Raw genomic sequence first — 24,783 nt, forward strand, 5'->3', positions numbered from 1 at the left:
ACCAGCCCGCCGGATCAGGCCCGCGCGATCAGGCGACGAGCGTGGCTCCACCGCAACGGACGCCGTTCACCGTCACATCGGCCTGTCCGACATGCATGCCCAGCAGGTCGGTCAGGCTGTTGATCAGCAGGTCGAGCGCGGGCGCGACCGATGCCAGCGCCGCGCCGACCGTGCCGGTCAGTCCCGACAGCCCCAGGCTGAACGGCTCCAGGGTCAGGCTGAGCTTGCCGATCAGCGAGCCCGCTATGCCCTGCATCGCCGAGTTGGAGGTGACGGTGCGTGGCGTGGCGTTGGCGATATCGGCGGCGTTGAACGTCAGGCGCTGCCACGCGCTGTCGCTCGCCAGGTCGATACGGGCATAGGCCATGACCTTGACCAGCGTCACCTGGAGCAGCGCCACCGGGCCGGTGATGGGCGACCGGCTCATGTCGCCGAAGCGGCTGCGATCGATCTGGGCGATGGCGACGGTGCCGGGTGAGGGGAGTGCGTCGATCGTCACCGTCTGCCCCGTGCCCGAGCAGGTGATGCCGTTCAGCCTGGCCTGTGCCGCCGCCGTCTCGACGAAGAGGGGCAACTGGATATTGGCGAGCAGCGGCAGGCTGATCTGGGTGTCGATCAGCATCCGCTGCTGCGCGGTCCGCACGATGGTCGATCCGTCCTGCGCCACCGCCAGCCAGGGCGAGTTGGCGGGGCGCTCGCCGATCGCCAGCAGCACCCTGGTCGACAACAAGCCCCGGCACCGATGCCCCCAGGTCGAGCGCGATCTGCCGCTGGCCGTTGGCGATCGACAGCGACTCGCGCAGCATCGAATAGGCGTCCATCGCGATCAGGTCGCGCGACGAGGCTCTGGTCAGGTCGCCCAGCGGCCCCAGATCGATCAGGCGGCTGAGTGGCACCTTCGACCCCGGCACCCGCAGCGACAGGTTGCGGAGCAGCGTCGCCGTACCCGCATTGCCGGTGGCGTCCGCCATGGCACCCAGCAGGGTCGGCAGGGTCACGTCGGCGGCCAGGATCGTGTCGAAGCTGGCGCCCGTCAGGCCGATCCGCGTCCCCAGCGATCGGGTCATCCGCAACAGGTCGATCCGCCCGCCGACCAGCGCCTGATAATCCATGAAGGACAGCGACAGGTCGCTGCCCGCCAGCCCGTTGAGCACCGCACCGGGCAGGCCGCCTTGCACGTTGAGCAGTCGCGTACCCAGCGAGAAACCCGCCAGATCGATCCGCCGCGCCACCGCGTCGGCGGCGACGGGGCTGGTGTTCCTGCCGGTCAGAACCCGACCGAAGAAGAGGGGCACGGGTTGGCTGAGAACCACGCGGATCGCACCGGCATCGCCGCCGGCGACGAAGCGGCTGGCGGGGGGCACGCCGGGATCGGCGCTATAGCGGCCCGGCACGATGCTGGTGGAGACATTGGCAAGGCCGGTGGCGGCGACGATACGGGCGATCGCCTCCGCTCGCCGGTCGGGGGCGGAGGCGGCGGCGGCGAGTGCGGCTTCGTCGGCGACGCCTTGCAACCGGCGCTGCGACAGGGTCAGCATGCCGATATCGATCCCCATCGCGGCGAAGCCGATCATCGCCATCGCCGCCAGCGCGGTCAGGATGCTGACGCCGCCACGCCGATCCCGCCACAGCGCCGACATCATAGCCCCCCGATCATCGCGACGCCCTTGGCCTTCAGGACCCGAGCGGGCATGGGCACGAAGGGCAGGTTGAGCAGCGGATCGGCGGAGGCGTCATAGCGGATCGACACGGTGATCAGATTGTCCGCCTCCGACGTGTCGACCTGGCCCCGGTCCCGGCGCAGTACGCTGGTCGCGTCGAGCACCCGCAATGCGGTGTCGGTCGCGATGCTCTTGCGCTCCGCGGCGTCGATGCCGGCCAGCGACGCGCGCGCGGCGTCGTTGGCGGCCTGTTGGACGAGATGCGCGGTCAGGAAATAATCGCCGAAGCCGACGATCCCCATCAACAGCGCCAGCAGGACGGGCAGGGTCAGCGCCAGTTCCACCACCGCCACGCCGCGATGGTCGGGGGGCAACCCGGCCAGCCGCTTCGGCTGGCGGGACAGGGATAGGATGATGGACTCGGCAGGGTTACGCGCCACCGGGATAATCCCTCGAAACAGACTGGCTGCTTCACCAAAAAGGCCTGAAATCTTAGCAAGTACCTAAAATCGCGTATGTCGCCCGCGTAATTTGACGATTGGGCGGAACAGTGATCGATATGGTCTTTTTCGGCTTTCCCTGAGGCTTTCCAACTGATCGAAACGGTTAGATCGATTTTCGGATGTTGGTGTTGCCGGGAATGAAAGGCTTCTCGGCTGGTGCGAGTCGCGCGATCGGATATGGCTCCGCCAACCTATCAGCGTTTGCTGCGCGCCCGTTTCGCGGGCGGGAGGCGCTGGAGGTGCTTCGACCCGCACGGCAAGTTCATGACATGCCATCCCCGGCGAATGCGACATCTCCGCAAAAAATTCGGCACGTGGTCCCGGTCCGATCGACATTCAGGCCGCACCGCCTTCCACCTCCCCTTACGGGAAGGGATTGGACGAATGTCGATTAGTCCTGGAACCATGCGCAACTCGGCGGAGGTCGGGTCCGATCAAGCGATGATTTTCATGGCTTCCGAACCGCTCCCAACGGAACCGGCCTTCGCCAGGAGGGGGGCAGGCCGGCGGCCTGAGCCAAACCCCCTATCACCACTTCCGCGCCACGAACCGGGCTGGCCTCCTCCGATCAGGCGGCGAGCGGCATGGCCGGATTTCGCTCGCCGTCCAGGTCGAGCGCGTAATGGATGCTGGGCGACAGGCCGCTGCGCCCCGCCGAGGCCCGCGCCATGCGCCGTCCGGTCGGGCGGAAGCCCAGCTTGGTCAGGACATGACCGGAGGCGGGATTGTCCGCGAAATGCCACGCGCCCAGCCGATCGATGGGCAGCGCATGCCGCGCCATGTCGATCACCGCGCGACCCGCCTCGGTCGCATAGCCCCGTCCCCAGGCGGACGGCGTCAGCCAATAGCCCAACTCATGCCCCGTATCGCCCGCGATGATCGCGATCCCGCCGATCAGCACCGGCGCGGCGTCGCGATCCAGCGCGGTGATCAGGAAACGGGGTTCGGTCGCACCACGCGGCTGGGCCAGCCACTGTTCAGCATCGGCGTGGCGATAGGGGTGGGGGACCCGCGCCACCATGCGGGCGATCGCCTCATGCCCGATGGCCTCGACCAGGGGGGCGGCATCTTCCGGCCATGCTGGCCGCAATAACAATCTTTCGGTCCGCGCGAACATCACTCGACAACTCCTCGTCGCGTCGGCCGCGCCTTGCCACGTCCGGATGACGGGACGGAGACAGGCGGACCGAAGCGGTTGGAGGGAGCACGAAAAAAAAGGGAGCCGGGGTGACCCGTCTCCCTTTTTTGCTGGTTCCTTCGCGGAACCCGGGTCACCCTGGTGGGCAACCCGGCGCGGTTGCCCGATTATTCGGCCGCTGCGGCCAGTTCGACCGAGCAGAATTTACGGCCCAGCTTGCCCTCGTGGAACGAGACGCGACCATCGACGAGCGCGAACAGGGTATGGTCCTTGCCCATGCCCACGTTGCGACCCGGATAGAACTTCGTCCCGCGCTGACGCACGAGGATGTTGCCGGCGATGGCTTCCTGGCCACCGAACTTCTTCACGCCAAGGCGACGACCGGCCGAATCACGACCGTTGCGCGACGAACCGCCTGCTTTCTTATGTGCCATTGCGAACTACTCCTGGATTTCGTTGGGGTGACGCGGCTGAAATTCAGGCGCCGACCGACACGATCTTCAGGATCGTGTGCTGCTGACGGTGGCCGTTGCGACGACGATAGTTGTGGCGACGGCGCTTCTTGAAGACGATGACCTTGTCGGCCTTCGCCTGAGCGATGATCTCGGCGGCGACCGTGATGCCGTCGACCGCCTTCAGCTCCGAGCCTTCGCCCGCCAGCAGAACGTCACCCAGCGTCACCGACGCGCCGGCTTCGCCCTCGATCTTCTCGACGACGATCTTATCTCCGGCGGCGACGCGATACTGCTTGCCGCCCGTGCGCACGACTGCGAACATGGCTCTTATCACTTCCCAAATGCATGGCTCCCGCGCGGGAATGCCCACCGGGAAAGAAAGGCCAGCTAGGCAAAGGTGGCCGGATTGTCAACCAAGGATTCGATTCCCCCTTTAGTTGACAGTCAGGCAGCTATCGCTGCCGAGTAATCAATGCCGGTGTTCGCGCCGCAACAGATAGCGTCCGTCGGCATAGCCGGTGAACAGGCCGTCGATGGCGGGATGCTCGATCGGCTCGTCGCTGTCGTCGTGCAGCAAATTCTGCTGGCTGACATAGGCGACATAGCTGGATTCGGCATTCTCCGCGAGCAGGTGGTAGAAGGGCTGGTCCTTGGCCGGACGGATCCGTTCGGGGATCGCGTCATACCATTCGTCGCTATTGGCGAAGACGGGGTCGACGTCGAAGATCACGCCGCGAATGTCGAACATGCGGTGGCGCACCACCTCCCCGATCGCGAACCGCGCGGTCGCGACGATCGGCGCTTGCGCTTCCTGGCTCGGGGGCTGGGGGAGGGTGTCGGTAGGGTCCATGGACCTGATTTAATGTCTTTGTCGCGTCGCACAAGTTTAGGCGCTTGCAATGGATAAAAAGCTGATCTAGGAGCGCGCCTCCAATCGATCAGCCCCATGCGGACCAGCGCCGCTACGGATCGTCCTCGCGGAGAGGTGGCAGAGTGGTCGAATGCACCGCACTCGAAATGCGGCGTACCGGCAACGGTACCGAGGGTTCGAATCCCTCCCTCTCCGCCACTTACCCGACATGCCTGCACGAACCCATCCCGACGCGGCCCTTCGCCGCCGCCGGCTGCTTGCTTTTTTGCGAGGCGCAGGGGTAGCGGTACGCGCGGTTCGGACGCGAAATTAAGGGTTTAGCGTCGCGAGGCGATCCATCCTTCCCCTTGGCAAGGCGGCGCGTATCGGGGAAGGTGCCCCGATCCGGCGGAAAGGGGAGAGTGGATGGCGGTGCGGGGGATGATGTTGGTCCTGGCGATGCTCTCCGCCAGCGCCTCGGCACAGCGGGCGACGGTCGACGATGTCGATCCGTTCATCGGCACGGGTGGCGAGGGGCACACCTATCCCGGCGCGGTGGCGCCCTTCGGCATGGTCCAACTGTCGCCCGATACCGATACCCAGTGTGCGCTGCGCGAATGCTACGCCCATGCCGCGGGGTATCGCCATGACGACCCGACGATCCAGGGGTTCAGCCACACCCATTTCTCGGGCGCGGGGCATTCGGACCTGGGCGACCTGCTGGTCATGCCGGTGTCGGGCGACAACGTGCCGATGGACCCCGGCACGGTCGACAAGCCCGGCTATCGCTCCCCCTTCCGGCACGAGACGGAGGAGGCGCGGCCCGGCTATTATGCGGTGACGCTGGACGGGCCGGGTGTCCGTGCGGAGATGACCGCCGCGACGCGGGCGGGGGTGCATCGCTATCGCTTCCCCACGGGCAAGGCCGCGCATCTCGTCATCGATCTCCGGTCGTCGCTCTATGATTATCCGGGCAAGATCCTGTGGTCCGGGCTGCGGCTTCGTCCCGACGGCACGTTGACCGGGTTTCGCGAGACCCGGGGTTGGGCGCCGGGGCGCAAATTCTTCTTCGCGATGCGCTTTTCCGCGCCGCTGACCGGCCATGCGCTGGTCAATCGCGAGGCCGACGTGACCTATAAGGGCTTTCAGGGGCCGGGACGGGGCAGCGATGCGGTGGCGGAGCGGCTGGGCCGCGCGCTGATGGCGCGGCTCGACTTCGGTACGCTCGACACGCCGCTGGAAGTGAAGGTCGCGATCTCGGGCGTGGACGAGGCGGGGGCGATCGCCAATCTCGACAGCGAGCCGGGCGGCTTCGATGCGATCCGCGACCGGACCCGCGCCGCCTGGAGCCAGGCGCTGGGCGCGGTCGCGTTGGAGGGCGCCGCGCCGATGCGCCGCATGGTCGCCACCGCACTCTATCACAGCTTGCTCGCTCCCAGCGTCTGGAGCGACGGCGACGGTCGCTATCGCGGGCCCGACGACCAGGTGCACCGGGCGGAGGGTTTCACCTTCCGCTCGACCTTCTCGCTCTGGGATACGTTCCGCGCCCAGCATCCGCTGCTGACCCTGATCCAGCCGGAACAGGTCAATGCCGAGATCGTCCGCTCGCTGATCGCCAGTCGGGAGGCCAGCCCCGATGGCATATTGCCGGTGTGGCAGTTCCATGGGCGCGAGACCTGGACGATGATCGGCTATCACGCGGTCCCCGTCATCGCCGATGCCTATATGAAGGGCATTCGTGGGTTCGATGCGAATGCCGCGCTGGACGCGATGGTCGCGAGCGCGCGCTATGCGCCCTATGGCGGCCTGGGCGAGTATATGAAGCGCGGCTATGTCCCGATCGACCGAGAGCCGGAGGCGGCGTCCAAGACGGTCGAATATGCCTATGACGACTGGGCGATCGCGCGCATGGCGGCGGCGATGGGGCGGGGCGATATCGCCGCCGACTTCGCGAAGCGCGCGGGCAACTGGCGCAACAGCTTCGATGCGAAGGCGGGTTTCCTGCGCGCGCGCAAGGCCGATGGAAGCTGGCGTGTGCCGTTCGATCCGACCGCGATCAACTATGGCTCCGATTATACCGAGGGCAATGCCTGGCAATATAGCTGGTTCGTGCCGCAGGATCAGGCGGGGCTGTTCCGGACGATGGGCAACGACAAGGCGGTGGTCGCCAAGCTCGACCGGATGTTCGACTATGACAACAGCAAGCTCGACTATAGCCATGCCGAGGATATCGCCGGGCTGATCGGCCAATATATCCATGGCAACGAACCCAGCCACCATGTCGCCTATCTGTACAGCTATGCCGGGCAGCCATGGCGGACGCAGGAACGGCTGAAGCAGATCGTCGACAGCCAGTATAAGCCGACGCCGGACGGGCTGTCGGGCAATGACGATCTGGGGCAGATGTCGGCCTGGCTGGCATTCACGGCGCTGGGTTTTTATCCGGTCACGCCGGGGACGAACCAATATGTGATCGGTCGTCCCTTTCTGAACCGCGCCGTGCTGAACCTGCCCAACGGCAAGCGCTTCACGATCACGGCGGAGGGCTTGAGCGATGCCCATCGCTATGTCGGATCGGTGCGGTTGAACGGAAAGGCGCTGACGCGTGGGTTCATCCGGCATGAGGAGATCATGGCGGGTGGGACACTGGCGTTCGAAATGGCGGCGCGGCCCAATCGGGCCTGGGCGGTGGCGTCGAAGGATCGGCCTTATTCGATGAGCCGGTGAGGGGGCCTTGCGGGACAGGCCGAGCCCGTTGGTTGGTCTGCTGACCGTTTGCGAGGAACGGCGAACGCATCCGCCTTTCCGCTCCCCTCCCGCAGGCGGGAGGGGGTGGGGGAGGGCCTCTTCACCGGGCCGCGTCGCCCGGGGCTGGGCCCCCACCCCAAACCCCTCCCTCTGCCGGGAGGAGGGGCTTTTCGCGCTGTTCCCCCGCATCGATGCGGCTTTTCGCGCTGATCGGGGTTAAGAACCTATCACGTTGGAAACTCGTATGAACGCGCGCGTCTTCTGGGGCGCCAGTGGCGTCGTCGCGGCGATGCTGGTCACGACCTTGCTGATGCCCGGCACCGCCGACCACGCTTTCGAGGCGGCGCAGAACTGGACCATCGTCATGTTCGGATGGTTCTACATCGCCTCGGTCGCGATATTCCTGGTCGTGGTGCTGGCGATGCTGTTCGCGGCGGGCATGGGGATCGGCCTGATGTATGTCGCGGTGGCCGAGCCGATCCAGCATCATGTCGCTCCGCCCGATGTTCAGCCCGACACGATCACGGTCAGGATCGCGCTCATCGCGCTGGTCATGGTTGCGGCGACCCTGTCGGTGCTGAGCGGCGCGGACCGGGGGATCAGGCGGTTGCCGGAGATGAACCTGATCCTCGCCATCCTGCTGATGTTCGTCGTGCTGGCGGTGGGGCCGCCCCTGTTTCGACTGCGCGCGCTGGTGCAGAATTTCGGCCTGTACCTCGACCATTTCGTCAAGCGCACCTTCACCCGCGACGCCTATGAGCCGGGGGCCTGGACGCTTCTATTGGGCGTGATGGCTCAGCGCGCGCGAAGATCGGGGAGATGGGTGAGGAAATTGGCGATCTCGCGTCGTCGCAGCCCTTCCTCGGCGAACTCGCCATCCACCCCAAGCCGCCAGCGTAGCGCGCGGCTGTCCGGTGCGTCGTGCAGCGCCTCCAGGTCGGCGGCGCGTGCCTCCACCTCATCCTCATGATCGGCCAGACCCGCCTCGACCAGATCGGCGGCCTGCGCGGCGACGGCGACGGCGATTTCGCGTAGCGCCAGTTCGGGATGATATTGCACGCCCCAGAAGACGCCGCGATCGAACCGGATTTCCGCGGCCTGTACCCGCGTGACGGCGTTGCTGGCCAGCAGGGTCGCGCCGGGTGGTAGCTCCAGCACTTCGTCGCCATGGATCGCGGGTGCGTCCCAACTGCCCGGTCGCCCTGCCAGCAGGGGATGGGAGCGCCCGTCCTCCGTCGCGCTGATCCGGCGGGCGATCATCGCTTCCATCCGCTCGGGCATCTTGCGCACCCGCCCGCCGGCGGCGGCGACCGCGATCTGGAGGCCGGCGCAGGAGCCGAAGGATGGCAACCCCGCCGCGAAGACGCGCCGCATGAAGTCGAGCTGCCGCCGGACCTCGGGCGTGTCGTCATAGACATGCATGGGCGAGCCGGTCAGGAACACCGCATCATAATGCGCCAGCCGCTCGACCGACATTGCCGTGTCGTCGTCCGCCGGGGAGACGATATCGGTCTCCGCACCCGGCCGCATCTGGCCAAGCGTGGCGGCATAGGTTTCGCCGGAGCTTTTGCCCGCACGCCGGCGGCGCGCCTCGCGTTCTTCCGGCAATTCGCTCTGGGCTATCAGATAATGGGGCACGCTCGACTTTCGATGGTGAGGCCGCATAACGCGCCGAAGGTCGTAAGTTTCGAAAAAGGCATCAAAAGTCTTACGTGCGCATCGCCGCCGATTTGGCGGACCGACCGGCGGTGCGGATCGTTCAGGCGGAATGGCAAGCGCAGCGAACCCCGTAGGGACGGACGACAGAGCGGCATGGCGCCCGAGGCGGTTGCTGGTCACGCGGTCGGCGATGACCTTCGCGCATGGCCGCGCCATCGTCCAACGGGCCGAGGCGCGGGGTGTCGAGATCGTGGCGCTGCCCGGCGACCGGCTGGCGCTCGACCTGCCCGACGATCCGCGCCGCGCCTATGCGGCGGCCAAGTCGACGCTCGCGGTCGTGGTCGCGCCCCCGTCGAAACGCCGGTTGCAGCCCATCGCCCCCAGCGCCGACTGGCGGGTCGATCTGGCGGAAGGCTGTCCGGCGCATTGCACTTATTGCTATCTGGCCGGGTCGCTGAAGGGCCCGCCGATCACGCGGGTCTATGCCAATCTCGACGAGATACTGGACGGGCTTCCCGCCTATCTGGGGCAGGGGACGATCACCTCGCGCAATCGCGACCGGGTGCATGAGGGGACGACGTTCGAGGCGTCCTGCTACACCGATCCGCTGGCGCTGGAGCCGATCACCGGATCGCTCTCCGCTGCCATCGCCCGGTTCGGTGGCTGGGAGGCGCCGGTGCAGCTTCGTTTCACCACCAAATTCGCGGATGTCGGCCCCTTGCTGGGGATCGATCACCAGCGGCGGACCCGTATGCGCGCCTCGATCAACCCGCGCCTGTTCGCACGGTTCGAGGGCGGGACCGCGCCGGTCGCCGAGCGGCTGGCGGCGCTGCGGCGGATGGCGATGGCGGGATATCCCGTCGGCCTGACCATCGCGCCGATCATCGCGGCGGAGGGCTGGCGGCAGGCTTATGGCGAGTTGCTCGCCGATGCGGGGGCGGCGCTTCGGGGCGTGCCGGGGCTCGACCTGACGATCGAACTCATCACCCATCGCTTCACATCGGGGTCGAAGGCGGTGCTGGACAGCTGGTATCCCGGCTCGTCGCTCGACATGGGGGGCACCAACCGCGTCACCAAGCGGACCAAGTTCGGCACCGAGAAGCAGGTCTATGACGTGGCGACGATGCGCGACTTGCGCCGCTTTTTCGAGGAGGGGATCGCATCGGCCCTGCCGTCCGCACGCATCCTGTATTGGACATGACGATCTTTTTCACCGCCGATACGCATTTCGGCGATCACCGGACCATCAATATCCAGAAGCGCCCCTTCGCCAGCGTCGCGGAGATGGACGCGCTGTTGATCGCGCGCTGGAACGCGGTCGTTGCGCCGGGGGATGTGGTCTGGCACTTGGGCGATGTCGCGCGCCGTGCGGAAGACGTGCCCGATCTGCTGGCGCGGCTTCACGGCACCAAGCATCTGTTGCGGGGCAATAACGATCCCGAGGCCACGATCATGGCGGACGGCTGGTCCAGCACCGGGGATTATGCCGAAATCGAAGTGGATGGACACAGGCTGATCCTGTGTCATTATCCCTTTCGAAGCTGGAACGGGCAGCACAGGCGGGCGATCAATCTTCATGGACACAGCCATGGTCGCCTGAAGCCGATGCTCCGCCAATTCGATGTCGGCGTCGATACGCATGATTTTATGCCCGTCACGCTCGAACGACTTCTGACAACGCCAGGAAATGTGCAATAGACAGCGCCATGCTCAAGACCCGAATGAAACGCATCGCCGATCGCCAGGCCACGACCGCAAAAACGGTGGCCCGGATCGAGGCGTCGATCACCGCCTTGAGCAACGAGGATCTGCTCGACCTGGCCGATATCTTCAACCGCGATCCGCGCTCGCCGCTGGGCGACATGGCCTTTGCCGAGATGGCGAAGCGGGGGATTTCGCTGTGAGGCGGGTCTTGCGGGCTTCGGGCCATGGGATCGGCTGACGCGATGGCCGCTTTCGACGACAGTTTCGATCCCGCCCTGGGCGCGGCGTGCAACCGCCTGGCGGCCTGGGTCGAAACCTTGCCGCAAGGCGTGACGATCGATCCCGCCTCCGGCCTCAGCGAAGACGATCTCGCGTTGATCCTGCGCCACCTCCACGCCACGCGGCATGACGGGGCGGGGCAGCGGGGTGCGGCACCGCCCCCGGCGGCACGGGCTTCGGTACCGGTGACGGCCAAGGGCTGACCCGCTCCAAAGACGGACCTGAAATAATATTTCCGTCGCTGGGCACGGCTCCGGCGGCGTTGCGGGACGTTCTGTGCATGGCCGACGCCAAGCCAGTGGAGCCCGCATGTCCGATACGTCCAGCCCCGTCCCCCATCCGCCCGCCACCCCGCAGGACGACGAGGCGGAAGCCAAGCCGGACGAGGCGGCCACGGACCGGGCCCCGCCCGCCGATGCGACCATTGCCAAGCGGGCCGAGGACGAGGCCGCCGATCTGGGCGATTTCGCCTGACGCCCAAACCCCATTTCACACCGGGAGCAGACAGGATGGAAGACGAACGCCTTTGGAGCTTCGAGGAAAGCCTCTGGACGGAGGGACCCGACAATTACCGGGAAAAGGTCGATCCCGAAGTGGTCATGGTGCTGCCGCGCCCGCCCTTCGTCCTGGCCGGTAGCGCCGCGATCGACGCGGTGGCCGATACCCCCGTCTGGGGCCGTGCCGAATTGACCGAACGTCAGGTGTCCCGCCCGCAGGAGGGGCTGATCGTCATCGGCTATCATCTCGCAGCCAGCCGCGGCGACGAAGAATATCAGGCGCATTGCACCTCCGTCATCCGTCGCCTGGAACATGAGGTGTGGCGCGTCGTCCAGCATCAGCAGACACCGTTGCTGGCCAAGGCGCTGACCAGGGATTGATGCGATGGGGTCGGGGTCGCCATGCTCCGACCTCATAGGGCGCGGAACGTCCGAGGCGCCGCGCGCATTGGGTCGATCAGGAGAGACGCCATGACCGACCCGATCAAACCCACCACCGAAACCCGCGACCCCAATCTGTCGACTGAGCATCAAAAGGATGGCGACGCCCGCCGCCCCAGCGATACGCTCGACCGGGGGCAGGGAAGCACCGAAGGGCGGGACGCGCCGAAGCGCAAATCCTCGCTGACATAACAAAGCCGGTGTCGCTTTCCTCTCCTGGCAGGGAGGAAGGGGGCGGACACATGAGGATATGAAGCGGGCAGGGGCATAAGGGACGCCCCGTCCGATCCGTAGTGACACGATGATGGACGGGGCGCCGAGGACGTGCGGAAGCTCGACCTCGCCCCCTTCTAACGACCTTTCGCTGAAAAAGCTGCCATGGTCGGGACGTAGCAGCGGAAATATTCCTGCGGCCCCGTGCCCGCTGGTGTCGTGTCATCGAAACGACGCCGATATGTCACAAAAGATTCTTCCAAAATGCATCTTGGCGTCATGAGACGCGCCTAACGCCGGGTCCGGGATCGACAGGGGGACTTGTCTTGAGTCGGTCATCGGGCGGCGTTCGCCCGGCTTTTGCAACGATAAAGATCGGGAGTTTTTCGGCGATGGGCAGCTTCAAGCGCTTCGGCCTCCTTCTCATGACGACCTCGGCCTGTGCGGCTCTGAGCGCCTGCGGCGGTGCCGACAGCGTCGCGTCGCCCGGTGCGGGCAGCGTCGTGATCGTCCAGCCTCAGCCGACACCGACCCCGTCGCCCACCCCGACGCCGACCGCCAACATCACCGCCGCACAGTTCGCCGCCGTCACCGCGGTCAACGGCATCTCGATCACCGCCGACGAACAACTGGCGATCGTCAATGCGGGCACGAACAACAACGTCAACGGCACCGGCGCGGCGCTGAACGGCATCTATCCGACCAGCGCCACCTCGCTGACCACCGCGTCGGACCCCTCGACGCTGAACAGCTTCTTCACCTCGACCAACTATGTCGGCGCGCTCAACGGCCCGAACGATACCTCTTTCCAGGGTTGGACCTGCAATGCGCCAGGCCTGGATTTTGGTGGAGGCGGCACCTCCTGTTCGTCCAACTCCGCGCTCGCCGCTTATATTGGCACCAGCGACCAAGCGTCTGCCGCGACCTGCCCGGCGGGGACGACCGACGATGGCTTGGTCCAGGGTCGCAAGGCTTGCCGCCTCCCCCAGAACATCACGACGAACCTGACCCTGCCTCGCGTGGCGGGTGTCTTCTACCGCTTGCGCGGCCAGACCGAGGTGGGCACCGATCAGGGCTCTTCCGGCGGCTCGGGCGTGACGCTGACCATCGAGCCGGGCGTCGTGATCCTGAACGACGCCAGCGAGGCGACCAACGACCTGTTGCTGGTCAATCGCGGATCGAAGATCCAGGCGGTCGGTACGCGCGCGTTGCCGATCATCTTCTCGGGTCAGTTTAACCTGGGCGGCAGCAACAACTTCGGCGACAACGCGCAGGGCCTATGGGGTGGTATCATCCTGCTCGGCCGCGCGCCGACCGCCGTCTGTGCTACCGGCACCGGCCCGAACAATGCGGGCGGCACCTCGACCACCTGCCAACTGGCGATCGAAGGCGTGACCGGCCGCTTCTATGGTGGTGCGAACCAGACGGATTCGTCCGGTCAGATGTCCTATGTCCAGATCCGCTATTCGGGCATCGCCCTGGCGGAAGGCAATGAGTTGCAAGGGCTGACGCTGGGTGGCACCGGTTCCGGCACGGTGATCGATCATATTCAAAGCCACAATTCGGCCGATGACGGCATCGAAATCTTCGGCGGCACGACCAACCTCAAATATATTGCGATCACAGGCGCGGACGATGACGGGTTCGATATCGACAATGGCTATCGCGGCTTCATGCAGTTCATGATTGCAGCGCAACGGCCCTCGGGCGCGACGGTGGACAGCTTCTCGACCGAGATCGACTCGAACAATGCCGAAGACCTGCTGCCGCGCACCTTCGGCCGCTACGCCAACTTCACCTTCGTCCAGACGGCCAATGCTCCGGCCGCGATCCGCCTGCGCGGTGGTGCCGACATGACCTTCATCAACGGCATCGTGAAGTCGACGCAGAGCGGCGTGGCCTGCGTCAACCTGATCGCCGGCGAAGGATCGGGGGCGAGCCGCACCACGATCCGCGCCGCCGACGGCACGCTCCAGGATCAGGGGCCGCCGGTCTTCACCTCGGTCTATTTCAGCTGCAACGGCCGCTAAGGCCCCGCTGACCATGCGCCCGGACCTGATCGGGCGCTCTCGGCAGGCCGGGGTGGCGATCATCGCCGCCCCGGCTTTCCTCCATAAGACATTCATACGGGAAGACCCGGCCATGCAGCGACGCCTCGCTTATGCCTCCCTCCTTCTGCTGACCTCGCAACTCGTCGCGCCTGCCTTGCTCGCGCAGACGGCGGGTGCCCCGGCACAGACCAGCACCACCGCGACCAGCCCCGACGGGCAGGCCACTCCGCAGAGCCAGACCCCGACCGGCCAGGACGGCCAGTCGGCGGACGAGCCGGTCGAAATCTCCGCCCCCGGCGTCGACGCCTCGGCCAGCAACGAGATCGTGGTGGTCGGCCGCAATATCCCCAACACGATCCGCGCCACGCCGCAGATCGTCTCGGTCCTGTCCGCCGCCGATATCGCGCGCACGGGCGAGGGCGATATCGCGGGCGCGCTGACCCGAGTCACCGGCCTGTCGGTCGTGGGCGGCGGCTTCGTCTATGTCCGGGGCCTGGGCGACCGCTACTCCTCGTCGCTGCTCAACGGCTCGCCCTTGCCCAGTCCCGAGCCGCTGCGCCGCTCGGTCCCGCTCGACATCTTCCCGACCACCATCGTCGGCTCGGCGCTGGTGCAGAAGACCTATTCGGTCAATTATCCGGGCGAGTTCGGCGGCGGCGTCATCAACCTGACGACCAAGGCGATCCCGGCGAAGAACTTCATCTCGGGCGGCGTGACCCTGGCGGCGGACGATGCGACGACCAGCGAATTGGGCTATACCTATCGCGGCGGCGGTGCCGACTGGATCGGTTTCGACGACGGCACGCGCGGCGTGCCGCAGTTCGTGCGCGACGTGCAGGCGGGCAAGGGGTCGGGCATCGTTCCGGCGGCGCAGGTGGCGCAGTTGTCCAATGCCTCGACCACCTTGCTCCAGCGCAACAACCAGCTTCCCGCCAACTGGTCGGGCGAGCTATCCGCAGGCTCGGTGTTCGACATCGGCAGCGACCGTCTGGGCGTGATCTCGTCGCTCAGCCTGTCCAACACCTTCCGGACCCGCTCGGCGATCCAGCAGGATTCGGTGTCGCCCGACGGCACGATCCGCAACGATTTCCGCACGCTGCTGACCGACAACCGCATCGTCGCCAATGCGCTGGTGGGTTTGGGCTATGAGTTCGGCGACAACACGGTGCGCTGGACCAATGTCTATATTCACGACACGCTGAAGCAGGGGCGCGGATCGGCGGCGGAGGTCTATAACAACGCCAGCGGGCTTCGTTTCCAGCAGAACACCAACTGGTTCGAGCGCCAGCTGATCGAAAGCCAGTTGGTCGGTGAGTTCAAGCTGACCGACGCGTTGAAGTTCGACGCGCGCGGCGCCTTCGCCAATTCGAAGCGTAATGCGCCCTATGAACGCCAGTTCGACTATCTCTGCTCCGCGCGCACGACGACGGGCCTGCCGATCAGCTATGACGGCGCGAACGGTGCGGGTGGGTTCCAGTGCAACGGCGCGTATCAGGTGACGCAGCGCTTCACCCCCTTCGCCTCGATCATCTTCTCGGAGTTGAACGAGAATCTGTGGACCGGCCAGGCCGATCTTTCCTACAAGATCGACAGCGATCGTCCGATCACGCTGAGCACGGGCTATTTCTACCAAGGCACGGACCGCTATTCGAGCCGTATCCAGTTCAATTACCAGACCAGCGACGGTGCGGGCACCGCGCCGGGCTTCCCGTACAATCTCTATCGCCCCGACTATCTGCTCAGCCCGGACGTCATCAACAATGCCTGCCCCTTGCGCGGGCAGGGGGCGTGTACGCTCCAGCTGCAATTCTCGACCCAGGCGGGCGCCTATGCGTACGACGCCAAGCTGAACGTCCATGCCGGTTATGCCCAGGCCGAGGCAGAGGTGATGGACGGGCTGCGTGCGGTGGCGGGTGTCCGCTACGAAACCGCGGTCGAGACGGTGACCCCGGTGCAGAGCGCCACGACGCGGTTGAAGAATGATTATTTCCTCCCCGCCGGTACGTTGACCTGGAACTTCGCCGCCGACATGCAATTGCGCGCGAGCGGGGCCAAGACCATCTCGCGCCCGCAATTCCGCGAACTCGCGCCGCAGCAGTTCCGCGATCCCGACTCGGACCGCCTGTTCTTCGGCAACCCCAATCTGCGCGACAGCGAGTTGTGGAATCTCGAGGCGCGCTACGAATGGTTCTACGCGCGCGACCAGCGCTTCACGCTGGCGGGCTTCTACAAGCGTATCAAGAACCCGATCGAGCAGGTCGGCTTCTACACCGGCGCGGATGACCGGTTGCAGACGGGCTTCACCTATCTGCCCTCCGCCAAGCTGTACGGCGCGGAAGTCGAGTTGCAGAAGTACGCGCCGCTGGCGGGCCTGGGCGGGGACTTCTTCGCCACGCGCCGCCTGGTCGCGATCGCGAACTACACCTATACCAAGTCGCAGATCAACGCGGACGCGACCTGCGTGCCCAATCCGGCGGCGGCGGCGGGTTCGCCCGGGCTGGCGGGCTGTGCTTCGGGCTTCGGCCCGGCGCGGCTGCTGTTCCGCGACGGCGCGTCGCTGACCGGCCAGTCGGACCATCTGGTCAACCTGCAACTGGGTGTCGAGGATACCGCAGCCCTGTCGCAGGTCACCCTGCTGTTCAACTATGCCAGCAACCGCGTGACCAATCGCGGGCCGTCCAACCTGTCGGGCACCGGCTTCCAGCCGGACATCGTCGAGGTTCCGGGCATCCGCCTAGACCTCGTGGCGCGTCAGGGTTTCGAGTTGATGGGCGGCAAGTTCGAGCTGAAGGCCGAGGCCCGCAACCTGACCCGCACGCGCTACAACGAGCGGCAGGATTTCGGGAATGGGCGGTTCGTCTATCTGAACCGCTATAATCTGGGCCGGGTGTTCTCGCTGGGGATCAGCACGACCTTCTGATCCGACGAGGGGCCGTCGTTCGGGATGATCCGGGCGGCGGCCCTTTAGCTTGTGGTTGCTATGGGGCATGGGCTTCGACTTCGCTCAGCCTGAACGGAGTTGGGGATTCGTTTCGTCATGGCGAAAGGTTGGGCCCTACACCCCGTTCAGGCTGAGCGAGGTCGAAGCCTAAGGGAAAGCGAATGTCCGCCCATCGCGGAATCGTACGCTCATCCGTCATCCGATAAAACCAATATGACGAACATGTTTCGGGGCTTTGACGCAGGGCTGTAACATGCCATGCCTAGACCCCGAAAATGCGGATGGGGTCTGGTTTCATGCGGTTGAGGCTCGACACGCGCGGACGCCGATTGTTGCGGCGTCTGCCGGTCGTGAATGTCTATTCGGTCGCCGAACTGGCGATGATGGCGGTGCTCGCCGTGCAGGGGGCGCGGCTGCTCTGGGTGATCGTCACGCCGATCTCGCCCCTGGGCGAGTGGCGTCCCGTCGCGTCCGTCGTCGCCGGATCGCCGGGTGCGATCCTCGACGGCTTCGACCCCTTTTTCCGCTTGCAGGGACAGCAGGCGTCGTCCTCCGCGGTCACGACGCTGCAACTCACCCTGTTCGGGACGCGGATCGATGAGGCATCGGGGCGCGGTTCGGCGATCGTCGCGGGGCCGGACGGCGTCCAGCGCTCGGTATCGGTCGGCGAGGAGATCCAGCCGGGCGTCACGCTGAAGGCCGTGGCGTTCGACCATGTCACCATCGATCGCGGCGGTCGCGCTGAGGACCTGTATCTCGACCAGTCGGACGCGCCGCCCGCTGGTGCTTCGGCGGCGGAGGCGCCTTCCGTGCAACTGCCCGGATCGGTCCCCCCGGCGGGCGGCGTCGCGATGGCGCAGTTGCGCAGCGATATCGGTTTCATTCCCCGGCTCGACGGCGGGCGCGTCTCGGGACTGGTCGTCCGGCCGATGGGGTCGGGCGCGGCGTTCCGGGCGGCGGGCTTGCGCGAGGGCGATATCGTCACCGCGCTGGCTGGCCGTCCCGTCACGGGGCCCGGCGATCTCGACCGTCTGGCGGCGGATTTCGCCCAGGGCGGTTCTCTCTCCATCACGGTCGAGCGGGGCGATCAGACGCTGCCGCTCTCCCTCCAGATTGCGGCACCACGGCCATGAAGAAGCTTGTCCTCGGTTCGGTTCTGGCGCTGGCATTGACCGCAGGGGCGCATGGACAGACCACGCTCAATGTGCGTGATGCCGATATCCGCGCCTTCATCGCCGATGCCGCCAAGGTCACGGGGCGGACCTTCATCATCGACAGCCGGGTCAACGGCAAGGTGACGGTCGTGACCGACCGGCCGCTGTCCAGGTCCGAATATTTCGAGATTTTCCTGTCGACCCTGCGCTCCAACGGGCTGGTCGCGGTGCCGACTTCGGGTGGGGCGTTCCGGGTGCAGCCGGTGGATAACGCCGCGTCGCAGCCCAGCCGGATCGGGTCGGCGGGCGCGAACCGCAACGCCTATGTCACCGAGATCATCCGCCTGCGCGCGATCGACGCCAACAGCGCGCTGGAGACGGTGCGCCCGCTGGTCAGCGCGCAAGGATCGGTGACGGCCAATCGCGCGGGCAACAGCCTGGTCGTGGTGGACTTCGCCGACAATATCCGCCGCATCCGCGAGGTCGTCCGGCGGATCGACGCCGACAATGCCTCGACCCGCGTCATCGCGCTGAGGAATGCGGGCGCGCGCGAGATCGCGACCGCGCTCCAGACGCTGGCGGGCGGCGGTGGCGGTGCACAGGGCGGCCCGGCGCAAGGGGCGACCGGCGTGTCGGTGGTCGCGATCGACAGCTCCAACTCGGTCGCGTTGCGCGGCGATCCGTCGAGCGTGGCGCGCTTCGCCCAGATCGCGCTCGACCTGGACAACAAGGCCAAGAGCGGCACCGAAATCCGCGTCGTCTTCCTGCAAAATGCCGATGCGGAGCAGCTTCTGCCGGTGCTCCAGCAACTGGTCGGCCAGACACCCGATCCGGTGCAGGAAACCACCCTGTCGCGCGGCAGCTTCACCCAGACCAATAGCCAGGCGGGGTCGGCGGCGGGCACCTCGATCGCGCAGCGTATCCAGCCGGTGGCGCAACCCCAGGCCGCGAGCGCCCCCGGTGCGGGTGGCCAGAACGGCCAGCAACCCGCGATCAGCACGCAAGGGGGACGCACGGCGGCGGTCGTCACCCGCTTCACCGGCGCGAACGCCATCGTCATTGCGGGGCCCGCCGATATCCAGCGCCAGATCGGCGAGGTGATCCGCCAACTCGACGTGCGCCGCGAACAGGTGCTGATCGAGGCGATCGTCGCCGAGGTTTCGGACCAGACCGCGCGGCGGCTGGGCGCGCAGTTCCTGCTCGGCAGCCTTTCGGGCGGGGCGTTCGCGGCCTCGACCTATGGCAATACCGCGCCGAACATCCTCCAGATCGCGGGGGCGGTGGGGGCGCAGACCCTCGGCGGCACCAAGACGATCGTCACCGCCCCCGACGGCACGCGGACCGAAACCAATGTCCCCAACCCGGCCTTCAGCCAACTGACCCAGTCGGCGGTCCAGTCGATCCTGGGGACGACCGGCGGCTTTGCAGGCTGGGGCGGGCAGGTCGGCGACACGGTGTTCGGCGCGATCATCAACGCGGTGAAGAGCGACACCACATCGAACCTGCTGCAAGTCCCGCACATCATCACGCTGGACAATCAACAGGCGCACAGCCTGGTGGGTCAGGAAATTCCGGTGACGACCGGACAGGCGCTGTCGAACAATTTCGACAATGCCTTCCGCACCGTGCAGCGCCAGAATGTCGGCATTCAGTTGGACGTGAAGCCGCAGGTCAATGCGGGCGGTTCGCTGAAACTCTATGTCCGGCTGGAGGTGAGTTCGATCGCCGGGCCGGTGTCGAGCAACAACAGCGAGTTGATCCTGAACAAGCGCGCGTTCGAGAATGTCTTCACCCCCGATGACGGCCAGATCACGGTCATCGGCGGCCTGCTGGACGACAACGAACGCCGCACCATCGAGAAGATTCCGCTGCTCGGCGATATTCCCGGCCTGGGCGCGCTGTTCCGGTCCAAGGCGCGCAGCCGGTCGAAGACCAACCTGATGGTCTTCATCCGCCCGACCATCTTGCGCACGCCCGAGGACAGCCGCCGCGTCACCGAACAGCGTTACGGCTATCTCCGCCAGCTTCAAGGCTATGCCCAGCCGGGCGTCGAGCCCTCGATCGACGAACTGGTCCGCGATTACATGAACGCCGCGCCGCCCATCCCGCACGCGCCCATGCCCGGCAATATCGAGGACCCGCGCATCGCGGTCCCCGTCGCCAAGCCGGTCGAGCCGATCAAGCGCCGTGACTGACGACCCGCAACCCATTCCTACCGGCGATACCGTCCCCTTGCCGCTGGGCACGCCCGTCCCGCAGGCGGGAGGGGATGGGGGAGGGCCACCCGCTCTCCCGCTCCCCACGCCCGACGAAGCGCTGGAACTGGTCGCCCCGCTGACCATCCCCTACGCCTTCGCCCGCAAGTTCGGCACGGTCGTCCACACCGCCGATCCGCTGACCATCGCCCTGCGCGAAGGCGCGGACCCGCGCGCGCTGATCGAGCTGCGCCGCCATATCGGCCGCCCCTTCGCCATCGCCCTTGTCGAGGCGCCCGCTTTCGACCGGTTGCTCTCCGACGCCTATGCGATGGACGGACAGGCGACTGCGATCGCGGCGGTGGGCATGGGCGACGAGTTGGACATGCTCGCCGACGGCATCCCGACCGCCGAGGACCTGCTCGACACCGCCGATGATGCGCCCGCCATTCGCCTGATCAACGGCATCATCGCCGACGCCGCGCGCAACGGCGTGTCGGACATCCATATCGAGCCTTATGAGACGGGCCTCGTCGTCAGGATGCGCATCGACGGCGTGCTGCGCGAGACCTTGCGCATGCCGCCGCATGTCGCGCCGGTGGTGGTCAGCCGTATCAAGGTCATGGCGCGGCTCGACATCGCCGAGCGGCGCGTGCCGCAGGACGGGCGCATGGCGCTGACGCTGGGCGGCAAGCTGCTCGACGTGCGTGTCTCGACCCTGCCCAGCCGCGCGGGGGAACGCGTGGTGCTGCGTATCCTCGATAAGGAGAATGCGGGCATCGACCTCGACGCGCTGGGCATGAACCCGGCGATGTACGCGCTGCTGCGCGAGGCGCTGAGCGAGCCCAATGGCATCATCCTGGTCACCGGGCCGACCGGCTCGGGCAAGACGACCAGCCTGTACGCCGCGCTGCGCCTGCTGAACGATGGCAGCCGCAATATCCTGACCGTCGAGGACCCGGTCGAATATGCGGTCGAGGGGGTGGGGCAGACCCAGGTGAATGCGAAGGTCGACCTGACCTTCGCGGCGGGCTTGCGCGCGATCCTGCGCCAGGACCCGGACGTGGTGATGGTCGGCGAAATCCGCGACCGCGAAACCGCCGAGATCGCGGTCCAGGCCTCGCTGACCGGGCACCTCGTGCTGTCGACGGTCCACACCAACGATGCGGTCGGCGCGATCACCCGGATGCGCGACATGAAGGTCGAGCCCTTCCTGCTCGCCTCGACGCTCCGCGCCGTGATCGCGCAGCGGCTGGTGCGGCGGCTGTGCCCGGCGTGCAAGCGGCCGGTAAAGGCGAAGCACACTGTCGCGCCGCTGCTCGGCATCGAGAACAAGGCGACGGTGTACGAAGCGGTCGGCTGTCCGCAGTGCAACGGCAGCGGCTATAAGGGGCGCACCGGGGTCTATGAGGCGGTCCGGGTCGACGACACGATCCGGCGGCTGATCAACGAAGGCGGTGACGAACAGGCGATTGCCGCGCACGCCTTTGCCCGGCAGCAGCCATTGGCGGCGGCGGCGCGGACGCTGGTGCTGGACGGCGTGACCACGGCGGAGGAAGCCATCCGCGTGTCCCGCCGCGATTCCGAGGCGGGGTGAACGTGGTCGCCGTCCTCCCTCTCTTCCGTACCACCCCGGCGAAGGCCGGGGTCCCGTTGCGTTCACGCGAAGCCGCGAAGGCGCGAAGAGAAGATGTTTTTTTCGCGCGGAGGCGCGGAGAACGCGGAGGTGTCTGGCCCGCGGCAGCGAACAGCTTTTCCCATCAGCCGATGCATGAGCGCCGCTGGCGCGGCAGGCACGCCCTCTCTGCGTCCTCCGCGCCTCCGCGCGAACATCATTCCATTCTTCTTCGCGTCTTCGCGTCTTCGCGTGAGATAAAATTTCAATCCCGCACTCCGCTTCTGCACCGCCACCGCAACTGGACCCCGGCCTTCGCCGGGGTGGGCCCCTATTATGGGAAGGGGGGGCACTGACATGGCCGGGTTCGACTATGTCGCCATCGACACCAGGGGCGCGGAGAAGCGCGGCTTCATCCCCGCCGAGACCAGCGATGCCGCCCGCGCCGCGCTGGAGAAGCAGCGGCTCTATGTCGTCTCGGTCAAGCCGGGCAGCGGCGATACCGCCGAGCGGCGGCCGCTGTTCGGGCTCAAGCTCGGCCGCGCGCGCATGTCGGTCAAGCAGCTGACCCTGTTCACCCGCCAGCTCGCCACGCTCAACCGCGTCTCGCCGCTGGAGGAGTCCTTGCGCACCATCACCCGCCAGACCGAGCAGGAGCGGGTGCGCGCCATCGTCGCGACGGTGCATCAGGGCGTGACCGAGGGCCGCCGTCTGGCCGACGCCATGGCGCGCGAGCCCAAGAGCTTCCCCCCTCTCTACCGCGCGATGGTCGCGGCGGGGGAGAGTTCGGGGACGCTGCCCACGATCCTCGAACGGCTGGCCGCGCTGCTAGAGCGGCAGGCGGAGATACGCGGCAAGCTGATCACCGCGCTGGCCTATCCGACGATCCTGGCGGTCGTCGCGCTGGGCGTCGTCACCGCGCTGATGATGTTCGTCGTGCCGCAGGTGGTCGAACAATTCGATACGGTGGGGCAGGAGCTGCCCTTCCTGACGCGGATGGTGATCGGGGTGTCGGACCTGCTGGTCGGCTGGTGGTGGCTGATGGCGGTCGTGGCGGTCGTGGCAGGCGTCGGCTTCTGGCGCGCGTTGAAAGTGCCGTCGATCCGGCTGTCCTTCGACACGTGGCTGCTCAAGCTGCCCTTGCTCGGGCGATTGTTGCGCGACCTGCATGCCGCGCGGATGGCGCGGACGCTGGGGACGATGGTGGCCAGCCGGTTGCCGCTGCTCGAAGGGCTGACGCTGACGGCGGGCACGATCCACAACCGTCGCCTGCGCGTCGCCTCCGACGCGATCGTCGATTCGATCCGGGGCGGCGGCAGCCTGTCGGCGGCGATGCGGCGGGCGGGGGTGTTCCCGCCTTTGCTCACCTATCTGGTGGCCAGCGGCGAGGCGGCGGGGCGGCTCGACGAGATGCTGGAGCGCGCCGCCGACTATCTGGAGCGCGAGTTCGACCGCTTCACCGCCACCGCGCTCTCGCTGCTCGAACCGGCGATCATCGTCGTGATGGGCGGCGTGGTCGCCACCATCGTGCTATCCATCCTGCTGCCGATCCTCCAGCTCAACACGCTGGCCGGTCAATAAGAGGACATGTTCATGCGTACCCAAAATCGCCGTCCGATCCGCCGCAAGCGCCCCGCCAACGGCTTTACGCTGGTCGAGTTGATGGTCGTGATCGTCATCATCGGCCTGCTCGCCACCATCGTCGCGCTGAACGTGCTGCCCTCGGGCGACACCGCGCGGGTGCAGAAGGCCAAGGCCGATATTGCGCAGATCGAGGGCGGGCTGGAGATGTTCAAGCTCCAGAACCTGACCTTCCCGACGACGTCGCAGGGGCTTCAGGCGCTGGTGTCGATGCCCGCAGGGCTCGCCGATCCGTCGCGTTACCAGAAGGGCGGCTATCTGAAGAAGCTGCCCGACGATCCCTGGGGCCGTCCGTATCTTTATGCCTCGCCCGGCCAGCATGGCGAGGCGGATGTCTGGACCTATGGCGCCGACGGCAAGGAAGGTGGCGAGGGGATCAACGCCGATATCGGCAACTGGGATAAGTGAGCGCGCGGCTTCGCCTGGATGCCGGGGACGGCGGCGGGCGGGGCTCGTGTGGGGTATTCTCCCCACCCTCCGTTCGCACTGAGCGAAGTCGAAGTGCACGGGGTGACGTTTCCACGTGGCCTTCGACTTCGCTCAGGCTGAACGGAGGGTGGGAAAAGCGATTAGCCCGCCGTTCGCGGTCCGCCGAATACGGCTTTACCCTGGTCGAGCTGATGGTCGTCATCACCGTGATCGGCCTGGCTTCCGCCATCGCGGTCTGGTCGCTGCCCGACCGGCGGGGCCGCGTGGCCGACGAAGCCCTGCGCTTCGCCGCCCGCGTCCGCGCCGCGCATGACGTGGCGGTGGTGGGGGCGTCGCCGGTCAGCATCTGGGTGACGCGCGGTGGCTATGGCTTCGACCGGCGCTCGGACGGCGCGTGGAGTCCGATGACCGCGAAACCCTTGCGCGTCGCCCAATGGGAGGACGGCACCCAGGCGATGATCCCCGATGCCAGCGGGCGGGTGCGGATCACTTTCGACGTGACCGGGCTCGCCGACCGCCCGGTCGAACTCCGCCTGACCCGCGAGCGCGCCAGCAGCATCGTGCGGATCGGCGCGGACGGTACGGTGCGGGTCGATGGTTGAGGGAACC

General features: G+C 66.7%; 23 protein-coding genes, 1 tRNA gene and 2 pseudogenes. 18 read left to right on the plus strand and 8 right to left on the minus strand.

Features of this window, described 5'->3' with window-relative positions:
• Positions 1-28 precede the first annotated feature (28 nt).
• From QE379_RS06035 to hspQ, 7 genes and pseudogenes are all read right to left on the minus strand, one after another.
• Positions 29-715 (minus strand): hypothetical protein, encoded by a 687-nt coding sequence (locus QE379_RS06035; RefSeq protein WP_306998823.1) that lies wholly within the window; start codon positions 713-715, stop codon positions 29-31.
• Positions 716-1,286: 571 nt separating this feature from the next.
• A pseudogene (locus QE379_RS19585) lies at positions 1,287-1,643 on the minus strand (pilus assembly protein TadG-related protein); the annotation flags it as partial.
• A complete protein-coding gene (locus QE379_RS06045; protein ID WP_306998827.1) occupies positions 1,640-2,101 on the minus strand; it encodes a TadE/TadG family type IV pilus assembly protein in 462 nt (153 codons plus the stop codon). The gene QE379_RS06045 and the pseudogene QE379_RS19585, both read right to left, overlap by 4 nt.
• A 631-nt stretch (positions 2,102-2,732) precedes the next feature.
• Complete coding sequence (locus tag QE379_RS06050) at positions 2,733-3,281, minus strand: GNAT family N-acetyltransferase (RefSeq protein WP_306998829.1); 549 nt, start codon at positions 3,279-3,281, stop codon at positions 2,733-2,735.
• A gap of 188 nt (positions 3,282-3,469) precedes the next feature.
• On the minus strand, positions 3,470-3,736 hold the full coding sequence (gene rpmA, locus QE379_RS06055; protein ID WP_183951678.1) for a 50S ribosomal protein L27: 267 nt from the start codon (positions 3,734-3,736) through the stop codon (positions 3,470-3,472).
• Positions 3,737-3,779: 43 nt separating this feature from the next.
• Positions 3,780-4,079 (minus strand): 50S ribosomal protein L21, encoded by a 300-nt coding sequence (gene rplU, locus QE379_RS06060; protein ID WP_007405484.1) that lies wholly within the window; start codon positions 4,077-4,079, stop codon positions 3,780-3,782.
• 147 nt (positions 4,080-4,226) lie between these two features.
• A complete protein-coding gene (gene hspQ, locus QE379_RS06065) occupies positions 4,227-4,607 on the minus strand; it encodes a heat shock protein HspQ (RefSeq protein ID WP_306998831.1) in 381 nt (126 codons plus the stop codon).
• A 129-nt stretch (positions 4,608-4,736) separates the two neighbouring features.
• Between hspQ and QE379_RS06070 the strand changes: the two genes are divergently transcribed.
• The 3 genes and pseudogenes from QE379_RS06070 to QE379_RS06080 all read left to right on the plus strand — a co-directional run.
• A tRNA-Ser gene (locus tag QE379_RS06070) sits at positions 4,737-4,826 on the plus strand.
• Between the two features lie 225 nt (positions 4,827-5,051).
• Entirely contained in the window at positions 5,052-7,334 is a 2,283-nt protein-coding gene (locus QE379_RS06075; protein ID WP_373461844.1) for a GH92 family glycosyl hydrolase, read from the plus strand.
• A gap of 442 nt (positions 7,335-7,776) precedes the next feature.
• Positions 7,777-8,067: pseudogene (locus QE379_RS06080) on the plus strand (BCCT family transporter); the annotation flags it as partial.
• Positions 8,068-8,150: 83 nt separating this feature from the next.
• Here QE379_RS06080 and QE379_RS06085 read toward each other — a convergent pair.
• On the minus strand, positions 8,151-8,993 hold the full coding sequence (locus QE379_RS06085; RefSeq protein WP_306998835.1) for a type 1 glutamine amidotransferase: 843 nt from the start codon (positions 8,991-8,993) through the stop codon (positions 8,151-8,153).
• Between the two features lie 190 nt (positions 8,994-9,183).
• Between QE379_RS06085 and QE379_RS06090 the strand changes: the two genes are divergently transcribed.
• The 15 genes from QE379_RS06090 to QE379_RS06160 all read left to right on the plus strand — a co-directional run bounded on the left by QE379_RS06090 (position 9,184) and on the right by QE379_RS06160 (position 24,776).
• Positions 9,184-10,215 (plus strand): spore photoproduct lyase family protein, encoded by a 1,032-nt coding sequence (locus QE379_RS06090; protein WP_306998837.1) that lies wholly within the window; start codon positions 9,184-9,186, stop codon positions 10,213-10,215.
• Positions 10,212-10,712, plus strand: a complete 501-nt coding sequence (locus QE379_RS06095; RefSeq protein WP_306998840.1) for a metallophosphoesterase family protein — start codon at positions 10,212-10,214, stop codon at positions 10,710-10,712. The genes QE379_RS06090 and QE379_RS06095 overlap by 4 nt, the downstream gene beginning before the upstream one ends.
• A gap of 23 nt (positions 10,713-10,735) precedes the next feature.
• Positions 10,736-10,918, plus strand: coding sequence for a hypothetical protein (locus QE379_RS06100; RefSeq protein ID WP_306998843.1), 183 nt, complete (start codon positions 10,736-10,738; stop codon positions 10,916-10,918).
• Between the two features lie 42 nt (positions 10,919-10,960).
• Positions 10,961-11,200: a hypothetical protein gene (locus QE379_RS06105; protein ID WP_306998845.1), complete on the plus strand. Its 240-nt coding sequence runs from the start codon at positions 10,961-10,963 to the stop codon at positions 11,198-11,200.
• A 106-nt stretch (positions 11,201-11,306) separates the two neighbouring features.
• Entirely contained in the window at positions 11,307-11,471 is a 165-nt protein-coding gene (locus tag QE379_RS06110; protein WP_306998846.1) for a hypothetical protein, read from the plus strand.
• A 35-nt stretch (positions 11,472-11,506) separates the two neighbouring features.
• Positions 11,507-11,875, plus strand: coding sequence for a DUF4440 domain-containing protein (locus QE379_RS06115; protein WP_306998848.1), 369 nt, complete (start codon positions 11,507-11,509; stop codon positions 11,873-11,875).
• A 90-nt stretch (positions 11,876-11,965) separates the two neighbouring features.
• Positions 11,966-12,127: a hypothetical protein gene (locus tag QE379_RS06120; RefSeq protein WP_306998849.1), complete on the plus strand. Its 162-nt coding sequence runs from the start codon at positions 11,966-11,968 to the stop codon at positions 12,125-12,127.
• Between the two features lie 413 nt (positions 12,128-12,540).
• Complete coding sequence (locus tag QE379_RS06125) at positions 12,541-14,178, plus strand: hypothetical protein (RefSeq protein WP_306998851.1); 1,638 nt, start codon at positions 12,541-12,543, stop codon at positions 14,176-14,178.
• A 112-nt stretch (positions 14,179-14,290) separates the two neighbouring features.
• Entirely contained in the window at positions 14,291-17,119 is a 2,829-nt protein-coding gene (locus QE379_RS06130; RefSeq protein WP_306998853.1) for a TonB-dependent receptor domain-containing protein, read from the plus strand.
• Between the two features lie 317 nt (positions 17,120-17,436).
• Positions 17,437-18,273: a type II secretion system protein N gene (locus QE379_RS06135; protein ID WP_306998855.1), complete on the plus strand. Its 837-nt coding sequence runs from the start codon at positions 17,437-17,439 to the stop codon at positions 18,271-18,273.
• A complete protein-coding gene (gspD, locus tag QE379_RS06140; protein ID WP_306998857.1) occupies positions 18,270-20,489 on the plus strand; it encodes a type II secretion system secretin GspD in 2,220 nt (739 codons plus the stop codon). The genes QE379_RS06135 and gspD overlap by 4 nt, the downstream gene beginning before the upstream one ends.
• Positions 20,490-20,610: 121 nt before the next feature.
• Positions 20,611-22,086 (plus strand): type II secretion system ATPase GspE, encoded by a 1,476-nt coding sequence (gspE, locus tag QE379_RS06145; protein ID WP_373461845.1) that lies wholly within the window; start codon positions 20,611-20,613, stop codon positions 22,084-22,086.
• A gap of 375 nt (positions 22,087-22,461) precedes the next feature.
• Entirely contained in the window at positions 22,462-23,685 is a 1,224-nt protein-coding gene (gene gspF / locus QE379_RS06150; RefSeq protein WP_306998859.1) for a type II secretion system inner membrane protein GspF, read from the plus strand.
• A gap of 12 nt (positions 23,686-23,697) precedes the next feature.
• Complete coding sequence (gene gspG, locus QE379_RS06155; RefSeq protein ID WP_306998861.1) at positions 23,698-24,153, plus strand: type II secretion system major pseudopilin GspG; 456 nt, start codon at positions 23,698-23,700, stop codon at positions 24,151-24,153.
• Between the two features lie 137 nt (positions 24,154-24,290).
• On the plus strand, positions 24,291-24,776 hold the full coding sequence (locus tag QE379_RS06160) for a GspH/FimT family pseudopilin (RefSeq protein ID WP_307003101.1): 486 nt from the start codon (positions 24,291-24,293) through the stop codon (positions 24,774-24,776).
• Positions 24,777-24,783 lie beyond the last annotated feature (7 nt).

This window comes from Sphingomonas sp. SORGH_AS_0879 (assembly GCF_030819175.1).
GTDB lineage: Bacteria > Pseudomonadota > Alphaproteobacteria > Sphingomonadales > Sphingomonadaceae > Sphingomonas.